This window comes from Terriglobus albidus, assembly GCF_025685425.1.
In the GTDB taxonomy this organism is placed as follows: Bacteria; Acidobacteriota; Terriglobia; order Terriglobales; family Acidobacteriaceae; genus Terriglobus; species Terriglobus albidus.
In genome coordinates, this window is sequence record NZ_JAGTAS010000032.1 from 133,787 (window position 1) to 153,120 (window position 19,334).

General features: G+C 57.6%; 16 protein-coding genes. 1 reads left to right on the forward strand and 15 read right to left on the reverse strand.

Going from position 1 to position 19,334, the window contains the following annotated elements; all coding sequences use genetic code 11:
• Nucleotides 1-243 precede the first annotated feature (243 nt).
• The 5 genes from OHL21_RS06605 to OHL21_RS06625 form a co-directional block, all read right to left on the reverse strand.
• On the reverse strand, nt 244-1,956 hold the full coding sequence (locus OHL21_RS06605) for a glycoside hydrolase family 2 protein (protein WP_263416461.1): 1,713 nt from the start codon (nt 1,954-1,956) through the stop codon (nt 244-246).
• A gap of 185 nt (nt 1,957-2,141) precedes the next feature.
• Nucleotides 2,142-3,176, reverse strand: coding sequence for a LacI family DNA-binding transcriptional regulator (locus OHL21_RS06610; protein WP_263416462.1), 1,035 nt, complete (start codon nt 3,174-3,176; stop codon nt 2,142-2,144).
• 211 nt (nt 3,177-3,387) lie between these two features.
• On the reverse strand, nt 3,388-4,086 hold the full coding sequence (gene qhpE, locus OHL21_RS06615) for a subtilisin-like serine protease QhpE (RefSeq protein WP_263416463.1): 699 nt from the start codon (nt 4,084-4,086) through the stop codon (nt 3,388-3,390).
• 362 nt (nt 4,087-4,448) lie between these two features.
• Complete coding sequence (locus OHL21_RS06620; protein WP_263416464.1) at nt 4,449-5,822, reverse strand: glycoside hydrolase family 27 protein; 1,374 nt, start codon at nt 5,820-5,822, stop codon at nt 4,449-4,451.
• 43 nt (nt 5,823-5,865) lie between these two features.
• Nucleotides 5,866-7,998: an outer membrane protein assembly factor BamB family protein gene (locus tag OHL21_RS06625; RefSeq protein ID WP_263416465.1), complete on the reverse strand. Its 2,133-nt coding sequence runs from the start codon at nt 7,996-7,998 to the stop codon at nt 5,866-5,868.
• Between the two features lie 372 nt (nt 7,999-8,370).
• Between OHL21_RS06625 and OHL21_RS06630 the strand changes: the two genes are divergently transcribed.
• Entirely contained in the window at nt 8,371-9,876 is a 1,506-nt protein-coding gene (locus OHL21_RS06630) for a sialate O-acetylesterase (protein ID WP_263416466.1), read from the forward strand.
• Between the two features lie 320 nt (nt 9,877-10,196).
• Here the strand turns inward: OHL21_RS06630 and OHL21_RS06635 are convergent, their stop codons facing one another.
• From OHL21_RS06635 to OHL21_RS06680, 10 genes are all read right to left on the reverse strand, one after another.
• Nucleotides 10,197-11,111, reverse strand: a complete 915-nt coding sequence (locus tag OHL21_RS06635) for a dihydrodipicolinate synthase family protein (RefSeq protein WP_263416467.1) — start codon at nt 11,109-11,111, stop codon at nt 10,197-10,199.
• A 324-nt stretch (nt 11,112-11,435) separates the two neighbouring features.
• Nucleotides 11,436-12,152, reverse strand: coding sequence for a GntR family transcriptional regulator (locus tag OHL21_RS06640; protein ID WP_263416468.1), 717 nt, complete (start codon nt 12,150-12,152; stop codon nt 11,436-11,438).
• A complete protein-coding gene (locus OHL21_RS06645; RefSeq protein WP_263416469.1) occupies nt 12,149-13,324 on the reverse strand; it encodes a sialidase family protein in 1,176 nt (391 codons plus the stop codon). The genes OHL21_RS06640 and OHL21_RS06645 overlap by 4 nt, the downstream gene beginning before the upstream one ends.
• A 165-nt stretch (nt 13,325-13,489) precedes the next feature.
• Entirely contained in the window at nt 13,490-14,725 is a 1,236-nt protein-coding gene (locus OHL21_RS06650) for an MFS transporter (protein ID WP_263416470.1), read from the reverse strand.
• Between the two features lie 111 nt (nt 14,726-14,836).
• Entirely contained in the window at nt 14,837-15,235 is a 399-nt protein-coding gene (locus tag OHL21_RS06655; RefSeq protein WP_263416471.1) for a (R)-mandelonitrile lyase, read from the reverse strand.
• A 53-nt stretch (nt 15,236-15,288) separates the two neighbouring features.
• A complete protein-coding gene (locus OHL21_RS06660; RefSeq protein ID WP_263416472.1) occupies nt 15,289-15,660 on the reverse strand; it encodes a DUF2255 family protein in 372 nt (123 codons plus the stop codon).
• Nucleotides 15,661-15,672: 12 nt separating this feature from the next.
• Nucleotides 15,673-15,903, reverse strand: a complete 231-nt coding sequence (locus OHL21_RS06665; protein WP_263416473.1) for a tautomerase family protein — start codon at nt 15,901-15,903, stop codon at nt 15,673-15,675.
• Between the two features lie 357 nt (nt 15,904-16,260).
• The gene (locus OHL21_RS06670; RefSeq protein WP_263416474.1) at nt 16,261-17,022 is read right to left on the reverse strand and encodes an SDR family oxidoreductase; all 762 of its coding nucleotides are present in this window, start codon (nt 17,020-17,022) and stop codon (nt 16,261-16,263) included.
• A complete protein-coding gene (locus OHL21_RS06675) occupies nt 17,019-18,038 on the reverse strand; it encodes an L-idonate 5-dehydrogenase (RefSeq protein WP_263416475.1) in 1,020 nt (339 codons plus the stop codon). Before OHL21_RS06675 ends, OHL21_RS06670 begins: the two co-directional genes overlap by 4 nt.
• Complete coding sequence (locus OHL21_RS06680; RefSeq protein WP_263416476.1) at nt 17,995-19,305, reverse strand: MFS transporter; 1,311 nt, start codon at nt 19,303-19,305, stop codon at nt 17,995-17,997. The genes OHL21_RS06675 and OHL21_RS06680 overlap by 44 nt, the downstream gene beginning before the upstream one ends.
• Between the last annotated feature and the right edge of the window lie 29 nt (nt 19,306-19,334).

Below are 19,334 nucleotides of genomic sequence, written 5' to 3' on the forward strand. Positions count from 1 at the left end.
CGCTACAGTTCGATGTTCCCGGGTTCCCATAAAGGCTGTGACAGCATGCTCTGGATAGAACACGAAAAGATAGTGCCAGTAGAGCGCAAGTCCGATACAGAACCCTACGACTGCGACCGCGACAACTATCTTCATCTTTCGAGTACGTAGTCCAAGCATGGGATCACGATATCAGGACAAGCAGGTAACAAATGCCGGGCCCATGTCCCTAAAAGGACATGGCCCCCCGGTGCATGGGCTCTCTTACGGCAGTTCTGTCTCAAAGAGCTTTTGAACCACCTTCCAGCTATCGCGGCGCTCACGCTCGGTATTCACTACACCCCAGCGGCGAATGCCGTCAGCCGGTGTTCCACGGATGAACGAACGATAGTCGTTCCAGGTCCACAGCGAGGCGCCAATCATGTAGGGCCTCTGCTTCACTGCCGTCATCGCCTCAGTGATATCCGCAATGCGCTGCGGGTCGTGGATACCTGGTTCGCCCATCTTGCCGAACTCTGTCACGAAAATGGGTTTGTCCGGAAAGAGCTGATGGACGCGATCGAAGCGCCTGGCATAGTCGCCATAGACATTGATAGAGACAAAGTCGCAGTACTGGCTTGCTTCATCGACGCCTGTCTTCACTGCAGCGTCTCCGGTGTAGCGTGAGGCGAAGGTGATCAAACGTGTTGCATCCAGACCGAGCGTGAAGGCGCGCATGTCGCGGGTCCAGTCACGGCCTTCCTGCGTATACGACTCGTACTCGTTACCGACGCTCCAGGCGATGACCGAGGGATGGTTCCAGTCCTGCTCCATCATTTCCTGCATCTGCTGCTTCCAGCGCGCACGGATTCCAGGATCGGCCATCTGCCATGCGCTGAAGTTCCAGTTTCCTGCCTCGGGGATCAATAACATGCCGTGCCGGTCGGCAAAGTCGAGTACGGCCTGCGCCTGCGGATAGTGAGCGATGCGCATCATGCGCATGTTGTCCGCCAGCATATCGCTCAGGTCACGCTCCACAATCGCATCCGATTCGCGCAGACCTTCCTTCATGTCCTCCGAGACGCGATTGGCGCCGTTCAGATGCACCTCTTTTCCATTCAGCAGCAGACGCGTGCCGCTGACCTGGATCTTGCGGACGCCAACATGCGCAGTGAACTCATCATCGGCTACCTGCAGCTTCGCGTCATACAGGAATGGATCGCGCACGCTCCACAGATGAGCGCTGTTGAGCGTACCTTTCCAGCTAACGCTGGCATCGCTATTCGCCGGGACATTCACGGCGCGAAGAGTCACGGTCAGGCCGGCAATCTCTCCCTTGACGGTTGCGGAGGCGGCCCGCTCTCCGGCATTGTGCAAGATTGCCCGAACCGTGACGGTCGCCACACCGGTCTTCAGATCAGGATCGCCATCGATCTTCACATTGCGGAAGTACACCGGATCGCCGATCTCGATGTGAACCGGACGAACGATACCGCCATACGGCAGCCAGCCCACGATCGTTGCCTTACCTACACCGTCCGGCGTGAACTTGTCTGTCGACGGATGACCGGTTGCCAACGCCGGAATAGAAGTAAACGTAGGCGTGTTGTCGACGTCGACAACGACGTAATTGTTACCGGGATGCACCAGACGCGTGATGTCGAGGTCGAAGGCGGTGTACCCACCCTCGTGCGTGCCCGCGAGCTTGCCGTTCACCCAGACCTGGGCGACATCGTAGACCGCATCGAAGTGCAGCCGCGCGATCTTTCCTGCAGGCATCACCGGCATCTCGAAGTCACGGTGATACAGGGCATGGCCAATGTACTTCTCGTGCCCCTCATCGACCAGCCAGGAGTGCGGCACACTCACCGGCTTCCATTGCTCCTCCAGGGTGGTGCGAAAGCTCCAGCCGGCGCCATCCAAATCGATCTTCGTTGTGGCATGTACAAGACGGCAGGAAAGGAACAGGGTCAAGGCAAGCAGGGCGATACGCTTCACGAAAAACCTCCCAATGAATAAGGTTAACCGTTTAATTTCTGGAAGGAACGATTGTCAAGCGTCTTTATTTCCCTCGCTCGGGTGGGTTAAGGAATACCTGGGAATCTATACGGATGTGCTTCCTTTCCCACCCTTAACGTTGTAAGGGTGAGACCCTGCCAGGTAAACGACGTATCCGTTCTACCTCAGGCGGTGCTGCCAGGGATGAGCTCGTAGGGAAGAAAGACCCGCTGTGGCAACACCCCAGCGTTTTCGATCGTGTCAATCAGCAGATCTGCTGCCAGTTCGCCCATGCGGAAGGTGGGAATGGTGAAGGTCGTCGGCCGCGGGCGGAGATGGTCGCTCGAGCCGGTGTTGCCGCGGTTCAGCACCGCGATATCACCGGGGATCGAGATGCCGCGCATCTCGGCGTAGTCATAGAAGTCCAGCAGAAGCTGATCATCGGCGGTAAAGATCGCCGTCGGGCGTTTGCGCTTGTTGGCGAACCACCGGTCCAGAATCCGGATCCCCTCGGCCCGTTCATAACCGGTGCAGCCGATCCTATCCTGCGGCAGGTCCAGACCGTAGCCTGCAAGTCCCTTGCGCAGTCCGGCGACCAGCCGTTGATGCCCGGGCAGCGTCGACGACCCACTGAAGAACGCAACCTGCTTGTGTCCATGTTCCGCGAGATATTCAGCAGCCGCCTGGCCAATGGCAGCATCATCCACACCGACATAGTTGATGGGCGCCTTGCCGTAATAGGAGTTGATCATCGAGAACTTGATCTGGGCACGTTGCAGCTCATCGATGGTCTTGTTCACGTCCTGAGACGTACAAGAACGGGTGTTGATAAAGATAATGCCGTCGGTAAAGCGGCTCTCCAGCATCTGGTCGCGGGTCTCGCGCCCCGGTTTGCCGGTCGGCGAAAAGATCAGCAGATTATACCCCCGGCGCATGAGAGCGCTCTGAATGCCGGAGAGCGCCTGCGCGATGAACTGGTTAAAGAAGATGGGGTCGCGCATGGGCACAACCAGCCCAAGCAGCCTGGTTCGCTTTTCCGCAAGCGCCCGAGCCAGCTCATTGGGCTTATAGCCCATCTCACGAGCGATCTGAATGATACGCTCACGCAATTGGGCACTTACGCGGGGTGAGCCGGTCTTATTGAGCGCGATGGAAACAGCAGCAATAGAGACACCTGCAGCCTTGGCAATATCTGCAAGCTTTGGGGCCGACGATCTCATTCAGAAATTGTATGGTCTGCTTTCTGTTTTAGGCCAGAAAGAGTTAGAGCATTTTCCCTGTAGGCGTAGAGTAGGGCTTCCGCATCTATGGGCGTTTCCGCAATGAAGACGCCGCTGCACTTATTTCCGGGATACCCAGCAACAGGGAAAATGCTCTAAGGGCGCCAGATACGTATGGTGCGGGAATCACCCTCCGGTACTGCCGCCTGTTTTATGTTTCGTCAGGACGCTGCGTTCTGGCGTTTTGGATGGCAGGGCGGAAAAACAGGTTCTCTTCCCAGCGCTCGCCAACTCTTCGGCTGGGCCAGATACGTGCGAAATAGGCCGAGACACGCGCCACAGAGAAGCTGACGCCAACAAGATTCAACTCTCGAGAAGCATCGGGAATTTCACGAGGGTAGGGTTGTGCGCCGAAGACAATCTTGCCGCTCACCTGCTTCACCGTACATGCAGCATCGCCGCAGGTGGTGTCGGAGACCACACCGATAACGCCCGGCAGAGAGCCCGGCAGCAGCAGCTTCTCCTCCATCGCGTATGGCGCTACCAGCACCGCGCCGGCAGCGGCGATGTGCGCAGCGGCTTTCTCGAAAGATTCCTGGTAACTTTCATCGGTTGTGCCAAGACTCAGGTTGACGATCTGGATCGAGTTGGCCGCACACCATTCCAGAGCACGCACCAGCGATGGCAGAGTGGTCGAGAGGGTTTTATCGAAGATACGCACCGGCACAATTGTTGCTTCGGGAGCCAGTGCGTGGATCAGCGCCGCTACGGCTGTTCCATATCCAAGGCGATCGAGCGTGTCCTCACCTCTGCCTTCAGCAGTGACGCACACACCTGCCGCAAGGCGACCAACGTGAGGATGTAATGGGTTGACACCGCTATCAAGAACTGCGATCCGGAGACTGCTCATACCATCAACGCCTCATCGGCGGGTGTGAGCACGGGTTCGGTTTGCCGACCTTGCATGTGCACGACGCACGTTGCACCAGGTCGTCAGGCGTTCCCTACTCGACGATTCGACCGCCTGCATCACAATAACCCCATCTTCTCGTTTCAGCAATGCCTGGCGCCGCGTATTCACGTACTAATCAAAGACAAAGCCGGACTGTGAGCATTTCTCTCACTGTCCGGCCTTGCCTTAGAGCATTCCCTGTTGCTGGGTATCCCGGAAGAGGAGTGCAGCTGCGTTTTCATTGCGGAAAACGCCCATAGACGCGCAAGCCTTACACGAGATCTACAGGGAAATGCTCGCTAAGACGGCAAAGAGGTGTTTCAATTCCGCTGCAGCACAAATACCGCTGTGGCGTGCGGCTCGAGCTTTACATCGATCTTTGAGGCTCCGCGTTCTTCGGTTCCCTCCCAGGCGTTGCGCAGATGGAACTTGCCTGCGGGTAGCTGCAGTCCGGTTAGCTCTCGCTGGAAGGTTGTGGCTGAATCACCGACGTTGAAGATGCCGACTGCGTACTGTCTGCCCGGAAGGTCTGCAGTCCATACGATTGTGTCGCCTTCATGCAGCACCTGCCTGCTTGCCGTCGCCATCTGATCGATGCGGAGGATCTCCTTGTTCGTCAGGAGACTCACCGTCGCATCATCGAGCAGTGTGAGGTTTGCACCGACGATGAGCGGACTGCGGGCAAAGGCCCAGAGACTCAGCTGTGTTCTCTGCTCAGCTGGAGTGAGGCGCGTGTGACGTGGACCGGGGCCGACATCCGGAGACGGACGCAGCTCTCCCACCGGCAACATATCGGCATCGGGCCAGTGACCCGGCCCGGCGAACCTGCTCCACTGAGCCGCAACAGCGAACTGACTTTTGACTGTTCGGGGAAACTTTGCATTTGTCTCCCATACATCCCAAATGTCATCCGAAATGCGCCACATCTGCGAGAGCGAGATCACCTCTTCGGCGTGCTCCAGCGCTGTAGGTCCTGGCGAAAGGCTCAGCACGATGGGACGCCCGCTGCGTTGGATCGCGAGCTTGATCTGCTTGATCTCGCTGACCTTGTAGGGATGATCGGAGATGCAGTCGACCTTGAGAAAATCGACGCCCCATGAGGCGTATTGCTTCAGCAACGCGTCATACCATGCCTGACCGGCAGGTGTATCTTTCACGCCCCAGTTGGTTGGATCCCAGGGGCAGGCATCTGTCTGGTCGGCAGCGTCGGTTACTGTAAACTTCGAGCCCTCGATGGGAAGGTTCTGTTTCACGCTCTCGCGCGGAATGCCACGGACGATGTGGATGCCGAACTTCAGACCCTGGCTATGAACCCACTGGCCCACGGGCGTGAAGCCAACGTTCTTTCCGTTGACCAGCGCGGAGGGAAAGCGCGCCGGCACCGGGATATAGCGGCCGTTGGCGTCCAGTTCATACTGCAGCAGCTCAGGGTGCGGGCGCGATTCCGGATTCTTCAGGAACCAGCCTTCGTCGATGACGGCGTAGTTGTATCCGGCAGGTTTGAGCTTGCTGACCAGCGAGGAAACGTTTTCTCGAAACTGCTGCTCATTGACACGCAGACCGTAGGAGTCCCAACTGTTCCAACCCATCGGCGGACGCGGCGCAAGCTTTGGCGCTGGGGCCGCATGCTGGGCCTGCGACAACGGCGCCAGAGCGAGGCTGACGCCAAACACAATCATCTTTGTGAGTTTCAAAATCAACTTCCTCCAGAGAACGTTTACAACGGACACAACCAGCTTACGGCAAAGCAAAGGCAATGTATGCCGCACCCTGTGGACCCGATTTGTCACGGACACCGCTTGCCGCGATCACCACATACTGCTTGCCATTCACCGAGTAGGTTGCCGGAGTCGCGGCGCCGGCGTATGGCAGATCCGCGGACCAGAGAAGCTTACCGGTTTTCGCATCGAAGGCCCGGAACTTGCGGTCGTAGAGCGTCGCCCCGATAAAGACAACACCCCCGGCCGTGACTACCGGCCCGCCATATCCTTCCGATCCTGTATTCGGCATGCCCTGCTTCACCAGTTCGGGATACTCGCCGAGCGGCACCCGCCAGAGATACATCCCCGTATTCAAATCGATGGCATTCAGGGTTCCCCATGGCGGCTGTACCGCCGGATAGCCGTCCTTATCCTGGAACTTTCGGTAGCCGGTGAACTGGTATGGTGCGTCGTCCACGCCTTTGCTTGCCAACTCTCGCCCGCCTCCAGGAGATTTCGTATCCTCCGTTCCGGTCAGGTAACCGAGCAGTGCATGGAGCTTCTCTCCAGTCAGCCCAGGGAATGATGGCATGCGTCCGGAGCCGCCATGAATCCGCTGCTCGATCTCGGGCACCGACATGCGGCTGCCAATATCGACCAGCGATGGAAACTCCGGCGGATTTCCCTTCCGTTCTTTACCGTGACAGAACGCGCACTGCCCCTGATAGACCGCCTCGCCCGGGCTCGCGTTGGCTTTGGCCTTGGTCAGGCCTCCCGTCCAGGGGATATCGTTGGCGTTCAGAATGAGCACACCCGCCGGAGTCACCGCCGAACCGCCCCACTCCGCGCCGCCATCGAAGCCGGGAAACACGATCGTCTGCTTGTCCAAACTCATCGGAACAAAGAGGCTGCCACCCTTCATGGCACGGAACTCTTTCAACACCTGCTCGTGTACTTCGGGGGTGCGCGTGCTGAGTATCGACTCCGTCAGCTCCTGGCGGGCATAGGGCGCAGGCATCGTCGGTACAGGCTGCGTTGGCGAAGTGGTCTCCCCCTCAATGTCAGAGGCTGGAAAACGACGCTCTTCCACAGGGAAGAGCGGCTTGCCGGTAACGCGGTCCAGTACGAATAGAAAGCCTTGCTTCGTCGGCTGGGCGATAGCGTCGATCTTCTTTCCCCCCTGAGCGACGGTCAGCAGCGTGGGTGGCGACGGGAAATCACGATCCCAGATGTCGTGATGTACTCCCTGGAAGTGCCACAGTAGTTTGCCGGTCCCCGCATCCAGCGCGAGCAACGTATTCGCGTACAGGTTATTGCCGGTACGATCAGCTCCGTAGAAGTCCGACGCGGCGGATCCGGTAGGCACATAAACGATGCCCCGCTTCTCATCGAGAGCCATGCCGCTCCAGTTATTCGCCGCTCCTGCTTTCTGCCATGCTCCCACGGGCCAAGTGTCGTAACCGGGCTCTCCGGAATGAGGAATCGTGTGGAAGCTCCATTGCAGCTTTCCTGTCCTCACGTCATAGGCACGGATATCGCCACGCGCCGCAGGCTTTGTCTCAGCAGTACGGAAGCCGACGATCAACAGATCGTGGAAGATCACTCCAGGGGTCGTTGCCGCTACCGGCAATCCCTGAAAATCATCCGCTCCTAGTTCTTTGCGCAGATCGATTCTTCCATGCTCTCCGAAAGAAGAGATCGGCTTCCCGTCCTCCGGATTCAGTGCATACACATAACTCATGATGAAGGCATAGAGACGCTTCTCGCGGCCATCGCTCCACCAGGAAAAACCCCGGCTCGGCTGCCCCGCCGTAATGCCGGAATCGAAGCTCCATTGCTTCTCTCCTGTGGCAGCATTCAAAGCTACCACCTGAAGCGTGGGTGTGTAGGCATACAACGTGCCGTCCACTACTAAGGGGTTTGTCTGTAGCCCACCGCTGGTACCAACATCGAAGCGCCACACCTGCTTCAATTGCGAAACGTTCTCCGGCGTAATCTGTGTCAGGGGAGAGTAGTGTGCATTGTCTTTTCCGCCGTTGTAGGCAAGCCAGCCAACCTGTTTTTGCGGCGTCCCGGCTGCTGAAACCGTATGGAGCTCAGGGACCCGTAATAAGAGGAAGCCTGCGCCTGCCACAGCGAACAGGACACCCAGCCGGCTGGTTCGTTGCACGATACTTCACCCCCAATAAATTGACACAGAGATTGTCTACTGGGCCTGGCTCTTTTGGGAATGGAGAAGTCTTCCTTGTCATCGGTGGGAACGAACACCGAGACTCGCCTTTCACTGAAGAACTATAGAGCCTTATACCTGGGGCGTTGCCCCAGGCTGGTATAGAGCGCGACTTTAGCGCTTATTCTCATCCGGCCCGGGTGCCCCACCCTCGGGGTCCCTAACGAACTTTGCTCGTTGGGGTGAATGCTCGCATCGCTAGGGTGGGTTAGGAATACCTAAATTGCTAACAAGCCACAGAACATGACGCTCACTCCGCTTATGCTTATCCTGCTGTCTTAATCCCCATCCGACACCCCTTGTGGAGCTTTGATGAATCGCAACGCCCTTCTCTCCTTTGCGCTGTTCTCGATCGGCAGCCTCTCTGCGGCTGCGGAAGTTCGCCTTCCCAACGTGCTCTCTGACCATGCTGTGCTGCAACGCAGCCGACCGATCCACGTCTGGGGAACGAGCGCCGCGCAGGAGACCGTCACCGTCACCTTTCATGCACAGACGGCAACTGCGACAGCAAACGGCGATGGAGACTGGGAACTTTGGCTGCGTCCTGAGGAAGCAGGAGGCCCTTATGAGCTGACAGTAACCGGTTCACAGAGCAGCGCTCCGTTGAAGAGAAGTGACCTGCTGGTCGGCGACGTTTGGTTCGCCTCCGGTCAGTCCAATATGGAGTTCCCGCTGAAGGGCTTTACCGGCGCTCCACTCCTGAATGGCGATCAGGAGATCGCCGCATCCACGCAGCCGAAGATCCGTCTTCTGCGCGAGAGGCACCGCACCTCTCCTGTCGTTCAGAGCGATGCGCAGGATACATGGACCTTGTGCACACCGGAGACAGCAAAAGACTTTTCGGCCGTGGGTTATTTCTTCAGCCGCGAGCTCATGCAGGAAGAACACATCCCCATCGGCGTGATCGATTCCACCTGGGGCGGCACGCCGGCACATGCCTGGATCAGCGGCGAAGGAATCGCCTATGCAGACCTGCCATCGGTCGCTAAGGACGCGGCGCGGATCGCAATCGATCAGGGACGTGCCGATGCATTGAAGGCGCGATACGCCCTCGACGATGCGGCTCTCAAGGAAGCAGGCAAGGAGGTCCCTACGCATGGCCGCATCTCGTATGACCACTACGGCAGCTGGACTCCGTCCACTCTATACAACGGTATGGTCGCACCGTTCACGAAGTTCGGGATCAAAGGCGTGATCTGGTACCAGGGCGAAACAGATACCGCGCCGGAACGTGCACCGTACTATGCGCGTGTCTTCCCAGCCCTTATCCAGGACTGGCGTCGCCAGTGGGGCCAGGGAATCTTCCCATTTCTCTATGTCCAGATCTCGAACTTTGGCCATGTTAACGATGGATGGGGACTGGTGCGGGATGCACAACGGAGGACGTTGGAGTTGGGACAGACCGGCATGGCCGTCACACTCGATGTCGGCAATCACAACAACGTACATCCATCCGACAAACAGACCGTGGCACACCGCCTGGCGCTGGTCGCTCGAGAGTCGGTCTATGGCGAGAAGGTGCAGGGTGAGTCTCCCACCTTCATGCAGGCGACGCAGGAAGGCGAAGCGATGCGGGTATGGCTCACCCATGCAACCGGCCTTCACAGCGACATGAATCCCATGACCGAATTCGAAGTTGCAGGAGACGATCACAAGTTCTCTCCTGCGGAAGCGACGATTGATGGCGAAACCATCGTGGTGAGGGCGGTAGCGGTAAAGATGCCCCGCTACGTTCGATATGCCTGGAATGGCGGCGTAGATTGCTACGTCTACAACGGAAAGGGATTGCCACTGGGGACATTTACTTCGGAACGATGAGGCATATCGACATTTCGTAGTCCTGGTTACGAGGGCGTGTTTCACACGTTCCTACTTGGATTGGGTGGGAGCAGCGGGCTTCAGCCCGCTGATAACAAGCCACAAAACATGATGGGCTTTAGCCCTGGGCTTGTGTCTAAATAACCGAAAAGCCCAGGGCTAAAGCCCATTCCTTAACAATACTGGTGACCGTGGGCTGAAGCCCACGGCTCCCACCGTTTCGAGCTATGCTCGAATGGTTCACCCCGGATTTGTGGCTGAATAAAAGCGGGTTCTTCGCTCGTGCTCAGGATGACAAACCTGGATATCCATCGTCACGATCATCGTCCGCTCGCGACTGGCCACTGGATCCGATGCAAGATCCGCTTCGGCAGATTGGCATCCATGTCCTGGATGAAAGCCTTACGTTGTACATCCGAGGCGAAGTCCTCGCCGCTGGCCATCGGTCCGCAATCGATGCCCATGTGTCGGACAGCTTCGCGTACCGCGGGAAAGAATGGATAACGGAAGAGGATGTCGAGCACCGCGTTCGCGTCATATTGCAGGCTGCGTGCCGTCTCCCAGTCCCCTTGTTGTACAGCCTGGTAAATATCGAGATAAACCGGCCCCAGCAGGTTGTAGGTGGTTCCGATACCTCCCTGAGCGCCCATCAGCAAGCCTGCCGCCAGAGCTTCGTCATAACCGTTGAAGACCAGTTTGCCCCGTTTCGCCAGCGAGTTCAGCAGGTACATATTGAAGTCCGTGAACTTGACGCCGAGCACATTCGGAAGATCGCAGATCTCCAGCAGCTCCTGCGGCTTCTGAAATGCGAGCGGAGCAGCCTTAGGGAAGTAGTAGACAAGCAGTGGCAGTGGAGAGTGCTGTGCCAGCTCTTTATAAAAGGCCATCACCTGCTGAGAATCCAGCGCGGGGGGCAGACTGCTGATGGCATCCGCTCCCTTGGCGGCGGCATGCTCCGCGAGCTTGATGGCGTCGCGCACATCGGGAGTGCCCACATGCACAAAGATCCGCTTCCCTGCCGGTAGAACCTCCAGCACTGCCTCCACCAGCGATTTGCGGATCTCCATTGAGAGACGCATGCCCTCGCCGGTGGTTCCCGCAACATAAGCTCCATCCAATCCCTGCGAAGTGAGTTCGAGTAGAAGCTTCTGCGCAGCGGGAGCGTTCAGCTGTCCATCGGGAGTCAATGGCGTGAGCAATGCGGCGTAGATACCGGCGAACGGATGTAGGGACAAAGGGAGCCTCCGGGATATTAGCGATTATTGATAATGTATCACTCGGAGAGCCCGAAAGCGGGTCCCTCGCTCCGCTCAGGACGACATGAGAGTTCACCCAGTAAGCCAAGATATGGGCTCCAGAATCTTTCGATATGCCCTAGTTATTCGAGCGAAGCTCGAACCGGGTGGGAGCCGTGGGCTTTTAGCCCACGGTCCCTCGGCCAATATAGAAATGGGCTTCAGCCCTGGGCTTTTCCCTGAAAAGACAAAGAAGGCCCAGGGCTCAAGCCCATCTACTTTTACGCCTTTGTCAGCGGGCTGAAGCCCGCTGCTCCCACCAGGCTAGTCCGTGACTGAATCTGGAATCGTAGTGGACACGATATGTTCCCGCACGCCCGCGGTAATGCGCTTCTCATCAAGAGAGAGCAAATCTTCCAGCAGCTTGCGGTGTGACTTCACCGTCGATTTCAGGGTTTCCCCCGCTGCCGCGCGCTTCAAGCTGACGAAGGCATAGGCCGCGGCGCAGAGGCGCTCAAGAGTCTGCTCCAGCACTTCATTGCCGGAGGCGTGCCACACGGTACGGTGAAAGGCGAAATCCTCCTCAGCCACAGCGACGTGATCCCCGTCAGCAACCATATCCTGCATGCGGCGGAGATGCCGCTTCAGTTCGAGAACGACATCATCGGTCAGGTGCTTCGCTGCCAGGTGGAAAGCCATCACCTCCAGGTGACAGCGAACTTCCATCATCTGCAGAATTTCATGCCGCGTGAGTTTGGTGACGGTGGTGCCACGATCCTGAACCCGAACCACAAGCCCCAGGTGCTCAAGCTGCAGGAGAGCCTCACGCACTGGAACCTGACTGACATGGAGTTGCTTCGCGATATGTGCTTCGCGTAAAGGCGTTCCCGGAGCCAGGTCGCCGGAGCAGATTGCCTGCCTCAACTCCTCAAACACTCCGCGTGATTTGCTGAGCGTCCGGATTGGCTTCAGTTGCTTGGTAGGCACAGCGATGATGCTACTAGATGCTGAAGCAGCGCCGCAATTTGAGGTACGGCTCATTCCGGCGCGCTCCACGGCTTGGGTTGTGGCCCCTGCATCAACCATGACTTTGTCACCCGGGCTACAGAAATATGAGCCGGCTTCGCTTGGGAGCCCTGGAGCGAGCCGCTCTCATAGATGACATAGAGCTCCTCTTTTCCCGAGGCAATATCGCTGTATCCAGCCACGCCGGGATCGAGGACGCGTTCATGCGACCATGTCCGTCCGTCGTCCTCGCTCACCTTGAGGGTCAGGTTCTCCCGAGCGCGCCACTTACGGTCTTTTACCCCGGACACGTCGCGAGAGTCGGGGTTCGAGAAGTACACAAGCTTCTCCGCCGCATCGACCACCAGACCTGCATCGCATGTCGGGTCGAAGAGCTGTGGATCGAAGTGCGGCTTCGACCATCCGGAGATACCGTCCTTACTCGTTGCAACAGCGCGGAGATGTTCTGCGCCTCCGGTGCGGATGTTCACCATGACTCTGCCATCCGGAAGCTGGGCAGCCACTGTCTCATTCGGGCTGACGATCTCGGCGGAATCTCGCGCCACCAGTGCGCCGCGCTTCCATGTGCGGCCGCGGTCGTCGCTATAGATGGTGCCGACTGCCGCAGGAGCGTGCGCTCGCGTCCCGTCAGGATTCAGCTTGCCGTTCGCAATCCAGATGGATGCCAGCAGCCGTCCATTTCGCAGTTGAATGCCGTGCCCAACTCCCGGCGTGACCACGTTCCAGTCGTAGTCGGGCTTGAACTGATCGAAGACATCCGTGATCTCGCGCTCCTGCGAGAAGGTTTTACCGTCGTCACTGCTATTCCGGATGAAGACCTTCGCATAGTTCTTCTGGTAGAGAAGGTGCACCTCGCCTGTTTTGCCCTCAGCAATCATCACCGCGTTGTCGGTGAGGTCCTGCCCATTGCCCGCGATCAGCCGCGATGGCTCCCAAGTATGGCCACCATCGATACTGCGGCGTAACAGGATGTCGGTCGGCGACCAGTCTCCTTTTGACAGATCCTTGCGGCCCCCACAATAAGCAAGCAACGTTCCCCGCCTGGTCTTCACGATGCCGGGTACACGATACGTCGCATAGCCGCCGATGCCCGCGTTCCACAGGTTGACGCTTTCCACCTGTGCCCAAGCCATGGCTGCGGCAAAGGCGAAGATCAAAGCAATGCAAAATCGAAGTCTCTGCTGCATTCCTCCTCCTGTTATAGAGCGCGCCTCCAGTAACCCTGCCGGGGTGCCCCACCCCCTCGGGGTCCCCAACGAACTTTGTTCGTTGGGGTGAACGTTCGCAACGCTAGGGTGGTAAGGGAAAGCCCAAATTCCTGACAAAACAAGAAATCAATTTGTCGATCCCCTTTAAACCCTTGCCACATTCACGGCACTTAGAGAGCGCATACGAATCCGCGCCGTAATCGCTGCCGCAACCAGCATCAGCATGCCGCAGCCAAGAAATGTTCCATTCAGCCCAATCGATGCCTTCAGAATGCCGGCGGCGAGCGCCACCGCTCCGCCCAGGATGGTGCCCGCAAAGTTCAGGAAGCCGAACGCAGTGGCCCGCATCCCGGCAGGTATGCCCTCACACAGGACCGGCATCGTGTTGCCGTCGTACATTCCCTTTCCTAACCCGAACAACAGCATGGCGACGCACAACAGAGTTACCTGGCCGGTCACGCTGCTAACGATCAGGCACGGCGCCGCCAGGCCCAGACCTACGGTCTGCGTCCAGACGCGGCCACGTGGAGAGCTGCGAGCCCAGCGATCTGCGAGCAGGCCACCACAGAGCAGGCCGAGGAAGCCGCCCGCGCGAATCCAGAAGGTCGCAGTGAAGCCTGCGGCCGCGAGCGAGAAGTGGAAGCGCTCATATAGGTACAGCGGAAACCACGTGTAGATCGCCCAGTCGCAGATGGATGCAATGCCGAAGACACTCAACAATGACTTGTAACCCGGCGTGCGCAGAATCACCGAGGCTGATTCATTCAATCCCGTTCCTCGTGCCGGAGGCTCTTCCGCATATGTCTCCGCGGAAGGATTCCGCAGCAGACTCATCAGCACAAGGGCGTAGAGCACGCCCACCCCGCCAAGGATGTTGAAGACGCTGCGCCATCCCTGATGCGAACCGATCCAGCCGCCCAGCGTTCCTCCCAGTACGGTGCCCAGATAGGTTCCGCTGTAGTGCAGGCTCACAGCCCGCGACCGTGTCCGTGTACCGTGGTACGCTGCGATCATGGCCAGGCCCGCCGGCAGATAACAGGCCTCACTGATGCCCATCAGCGATCGCATCGCGACCAGTTGTCTGTATCCCCGTATATGGCCGGTCAGCAGTGTGATCAGCGACCATACCAGCAGGCTGAGACAGATCATCCGCTTGCTGCCGAAACGATCAGCAAGATGCCCTGCCAACGGACTGCTGAAGGCATACACCCACAGGAACGAGGTCCCCAGCAACCCGAGCTGCACCGTGGAGATATGAAGTTCTGCCTGCAATAACGGAAAGATGGAGAAGATGACCTGCCGGTCCAGATAGTTGAGCATCCAGACAAACAGCAGCAGGACAACGACGAGCCACGGGTATGCGGTCTTCCAAACCTTCACGGGAACCTTTCGCCCCGTCAGATTATTGATAATCAATCAGAACGGTCAAGCCGAGAGTACGGTCACGGAAGGTACACGAAGTCCCGCCGGTTTCCGGCAGGACCTTCTCTTTTAAGCCTTGCGGTACTGTTCGTCCGTGACATGTTCGAACCAATCCACAACTTTATCGCCCTGGCGCTCGTGAACAGCGATATGGGTCATGGCGGTTGTCGGGGACGCTCCGTGCCAGTGCTTCTCGCCCGGTTCAATCCAGACCACATCCCCTGGATAAATCTCCTGCACAGGCCCGCCGTCGCGCTGTACCCATCCACAGCCTGCGGTTACGATCAACGTCTGGCCCAGCGGATGACTATGCCAGGCGGTCCGCGCTCCGGGCTCGAAGGTGACACTCGCACCATTCACACGCGCCGGCTCCGGAGCCTGAAAGAGTGGATCGATACGGACGGTGCCGGTAAACCACTCTGCTGGTCCCTTCGTCGATGACTGCGTCCCTACTTTCTTGATCTCCATCTCTGCTTTGCTCCTTTGATTCAGCTACGGTATCGACATCTATCTTCGCTAGTCTACCGGGGAACGATCTTTATCGTTGCCGAGCGCGCACGATCGCCGATCATCGGCTTCAGATAAGGGCTGGTGGCGTACTTCTTCTTGTATGCTTCATCAATTTGCTCCTGAATCGGCCCCTCTACCGGCTCGAACATAACCTCCTTCGTGATGCCTGCCGCTCGAATACGCCCTGCTTTCTGGCGCACAGCAGCCTGATACCACGTGGACGCCGGGCCGTTGTATCCACGAACATACAGTCCCTGATCGACGACGACTGACCAGATCCATGTTGGCGTGCCGTACGTGACTCCGTCCTCGCGGAACGGCGAGATATGCAGATCGTCGGTTGCGGCAATACTATCCAGTTCGCTCTTCAGCCATTGGCTCATGCCTTAACCTCTCTACTCCATCGTGTATTCGGGCTTTTTATAGAGCTGATCCCACTTCTGCTCAATCTCGGGGCGATAGACCTTGCCCGCCCAGTCGCGCGGCGCGATCTCTTCGACAGCAACCGAGACCGACTCTGCTCCGTAGTCGAGCACAGACATAACACTATCGGTGATCTCCATTGCCAAGTGCTCTTTCTGTTTTTCGGACTTACCGGGCCATAGCTTCACGACAACATGCGGCATAGAAGTTTCCTTTCCGATGCTTTTGGTACGCGAGTTTTAAGAGCATTTTCCCTGTTGCTGGGTATCCCGGAAGATGGAGTGCAGCGGCGTTTTCATTGCGGAAAACGCCCATAGATGCCGAAGCCCTACTCTACACCTGCAGGGAAAATGCTCCAGGTGGACTGAGAGTCGTGCACCGGCAAACAGATCATGCCTCGTGGGCAACGGCGGTCATGCGCAGAGCGTATGCAACGACCTCATCGTCAAGACTACGCGGAGAGGCTTCCTCCGCGTTCTCCTATTCCTGCGGACTCTTTGCCTGATTGTGTCTACTTTCCGATTTGTGACCGATTCCGTTGCCGCAAAGGGGGCCTCCCGTCAGAGAACAGCGCTCACGCCGCCATCGACATAGAATACTTGCCCATTCACGAAAGATGATGCCTCGGAAGCAAGGAACAAAGTAGCTCCAATCAATTCCTCTGGCCGGCCCCAGCGACGAGATGGTGTTCGTTGCAATAGCCAGTTGTTGAATACTTCGTCATCTTTGAGCGCCTGCGTCATCTCGGTGAGAAAGTAGCCCGGCGCGATCCCATTAATCTGGATATCGAATCGTGCCCAGTCGGCGCACATGGCCTGTGTGAGCATCTTCAGGCCTCCCTTGGAGGCGGTATAGGGGCCTGTCGTCGGGCGGCCAAAACCACTCATCAGCGAACAAATGTTGATGATCTTTCCACCACGCCCACGCGACAACATACTCTGGACGACCTCGCGGGCGACCAGAAAAGCACTCGTCAGATTAGTGTGGAGGACGTCGTTCCACAATTCCAGAGGTGTCTCGTGCAAGGCAGCACGGCGCTGAATGCCTGCGTTGTTGATGAGCACATCGATGGATTGAATCTTGTCGATAGCCTTCTGGACCGCGCTCTCATCCAACACGTCAAACGCTGCAATCTCGGGATGGAATCCGGAATGGATGAACTCCTGCTGCACTTTACGCAGGGAGGATTCCGAACGGCCATTCAGAATCACGACCGCGCCCGCCCGCAGAAAGCCCTCGGCTAATGTCTTGCCGATGCCTCGGCTGGAGCCGGTAATCAAAATGCGTTTTCCGGCGACGTTGAATAGATCCATCTTGTTCATGGAACCAGACTCACCTTAATCGCACGTCTGCGATCAGACGCCAGGTTGAATGCTTCAATGGAGCGCTCAAGCGGAACTTCGGCAGTAAGAATGGGCGATAGATCGATGCTGCGCGATTCGAGTAGCGCAACAGCCATTCGATACTCCTCGTAGAACCGGAAGCTTCCGACAAGTTCAATCTCCCGCGTAACAAGTGTCGGCAACCGAAGCGACTCCGTCGTGGTTAACGGCAAAGATCCGAGTTGGACCACCCGGCCGCCGGGACGGACATGCTGCAAGCATGTTGTGAGAGCGGCAATAGCTCCGGCAGCTTCGATCGCAACATCAAAACCATCCTCCACCAACCGCTCCCGGGTGATGTTGACGACTCTGGAGGCGCCGAACAGTTGTGCCTTCGAGAGAGGCTCGTCCAATTGATCGGTAACGGTCACCTCAAACGCGCCGGCAAGCTTTGCGCATAGGATTGTCAATAAACCGATCGGACCAGACCCCGTGATCAGGACCCGCTTGCCGAGCAGATTGCCCGCACGGCGAACAGCATGAAGCGCAACCGCGAGTGGTTCCGCGCAGGCCGCTACAGAGAATGGGAGTTGGTCACTGATCGCCACGCACTGTGATTCTTCGGCAATAAAGACCTCAGAGAATGCTCCATCCACATGGGGGAAACGAGCGGCACTTCCATAAAATCTGACATCGGTACATAGATTCGCCCGGCCGGAAAGACATTCACGACATGCGAGACAAGGACGTGCCGGGTTCACGGCTACGCGCGTCCCTGCTTGCAGCTCCGTCACGCTTTCGCCAACAGCAACGACAGTTCCTGCGACTTCGTGGCCTAACACCATCGGCTGCCGAACCTCGAAGCTGCCGACTCTGCCGTCGTGGAAATAGTGAAGATCCGAACCGCAGATGCCGCCTGCTCCCAGCCGCACGGCCACCTGCGCCTTCCCTACCTCTGGAACTGCTCGTTCCTCAACTCTCAAGTCGAGCGGACCGTGTATCACGCAAGCACGCATCACTCACCTCTCCTATACACTCTTGTTCCCAGACCACCGGCCCGCGATCGTCGATACCGAACCAATATGCCGCTGCCCCGATCAAAAGCACTGTGCTGGCAATCAGAAAAGCGGCGGAAAAACTCGAGGTGCGCGACAGGACAACACCGGTAATCCAGGCCGCCAGCGTGGCTGAAGCGTTCGCAAAAAGATTCTGCAGACTCGTCCACTTTGCGGCTGCCTCTTCGCCAGAGAGAGCCTGCGCCAGGGCCCAGTTATTTGACGAAAACAGACCCAGGCAAAAGCTGGCTCCGAGAACAAGCACAAGCCGCAGAACAATGGAAGACACCTGAGAAGCAGCCAATAAACAGGCAGCGCAACCGATCGATCCAATGCATACCGTCGCTTTTCTTACACGGATCGGCAGCGACCCCAGGCGTATGAGGCGATCTGAAAGGTACCCGCTTCCAACAGATGCGACGGTGAGAAGCCAGAATGGCATGGAACTCATCCACACCAGTCGCTTACCTGAGAAGCCCGCATGTTCAACGTAATATGGCAGCCACACGACGAAAAGACTCCATGCGTAGTTGCCGCCGATATGGCCAACCGTAGCTCCCCAGAATGAACCCTGAGATGCGATCTGCCGATACCCCAGGGAGCGGGAAAAGGTGCTCGGAGCAACAACAACATCAAGCGAACGCGTACTCATAAGCCAGACAGGAAGCCATAGCAGGCTCAGCAATCCGAGCCATAAGAACATCCCTCTCCAGCCGATTACCAATAGGACTGTCGTGCCGAGCATGATGCCGAGCGCCGGTCCGATCTTTGATCCCGCGTCAATCAGGCTGTTCGCCGTACCCCGCAGCCCTTCCGGGAATAGACCTGTAATCAAAACCGCCGTCGCAGGATATGAGATTGACTCGCCGCAGCCGAGTAAAAGCCTGAGGCCGAACAGGACATAGAAGCTGCTGATCGATACCCCGAAGACATGAACGTCACGCGTGAAACCAGTAAACGCAGTCGCACAAGACCACACCAGGAATGCTGCCGCATAGAGAGTGATGGCGTTCATACGTGCCAGCAGCTTGCCGGCAACGAGCTGCATGACCGTATAGGTCATGAAAAAAGCCGAACCAAGAACCCCCAACTGGGACTCGTCCAGATGCAGTTCGCGTTTGATGCTCACCAGTGCGATCGATAATGTGCCTCGATCGACAAAGCTGATCCCCATTGCGAACGTCAGCAGGTACAGAACCCGCCAACAGGTTTTCGAGGGTGCGCTCATTGCAGGAATAATTGGTTCATCCAATTGTC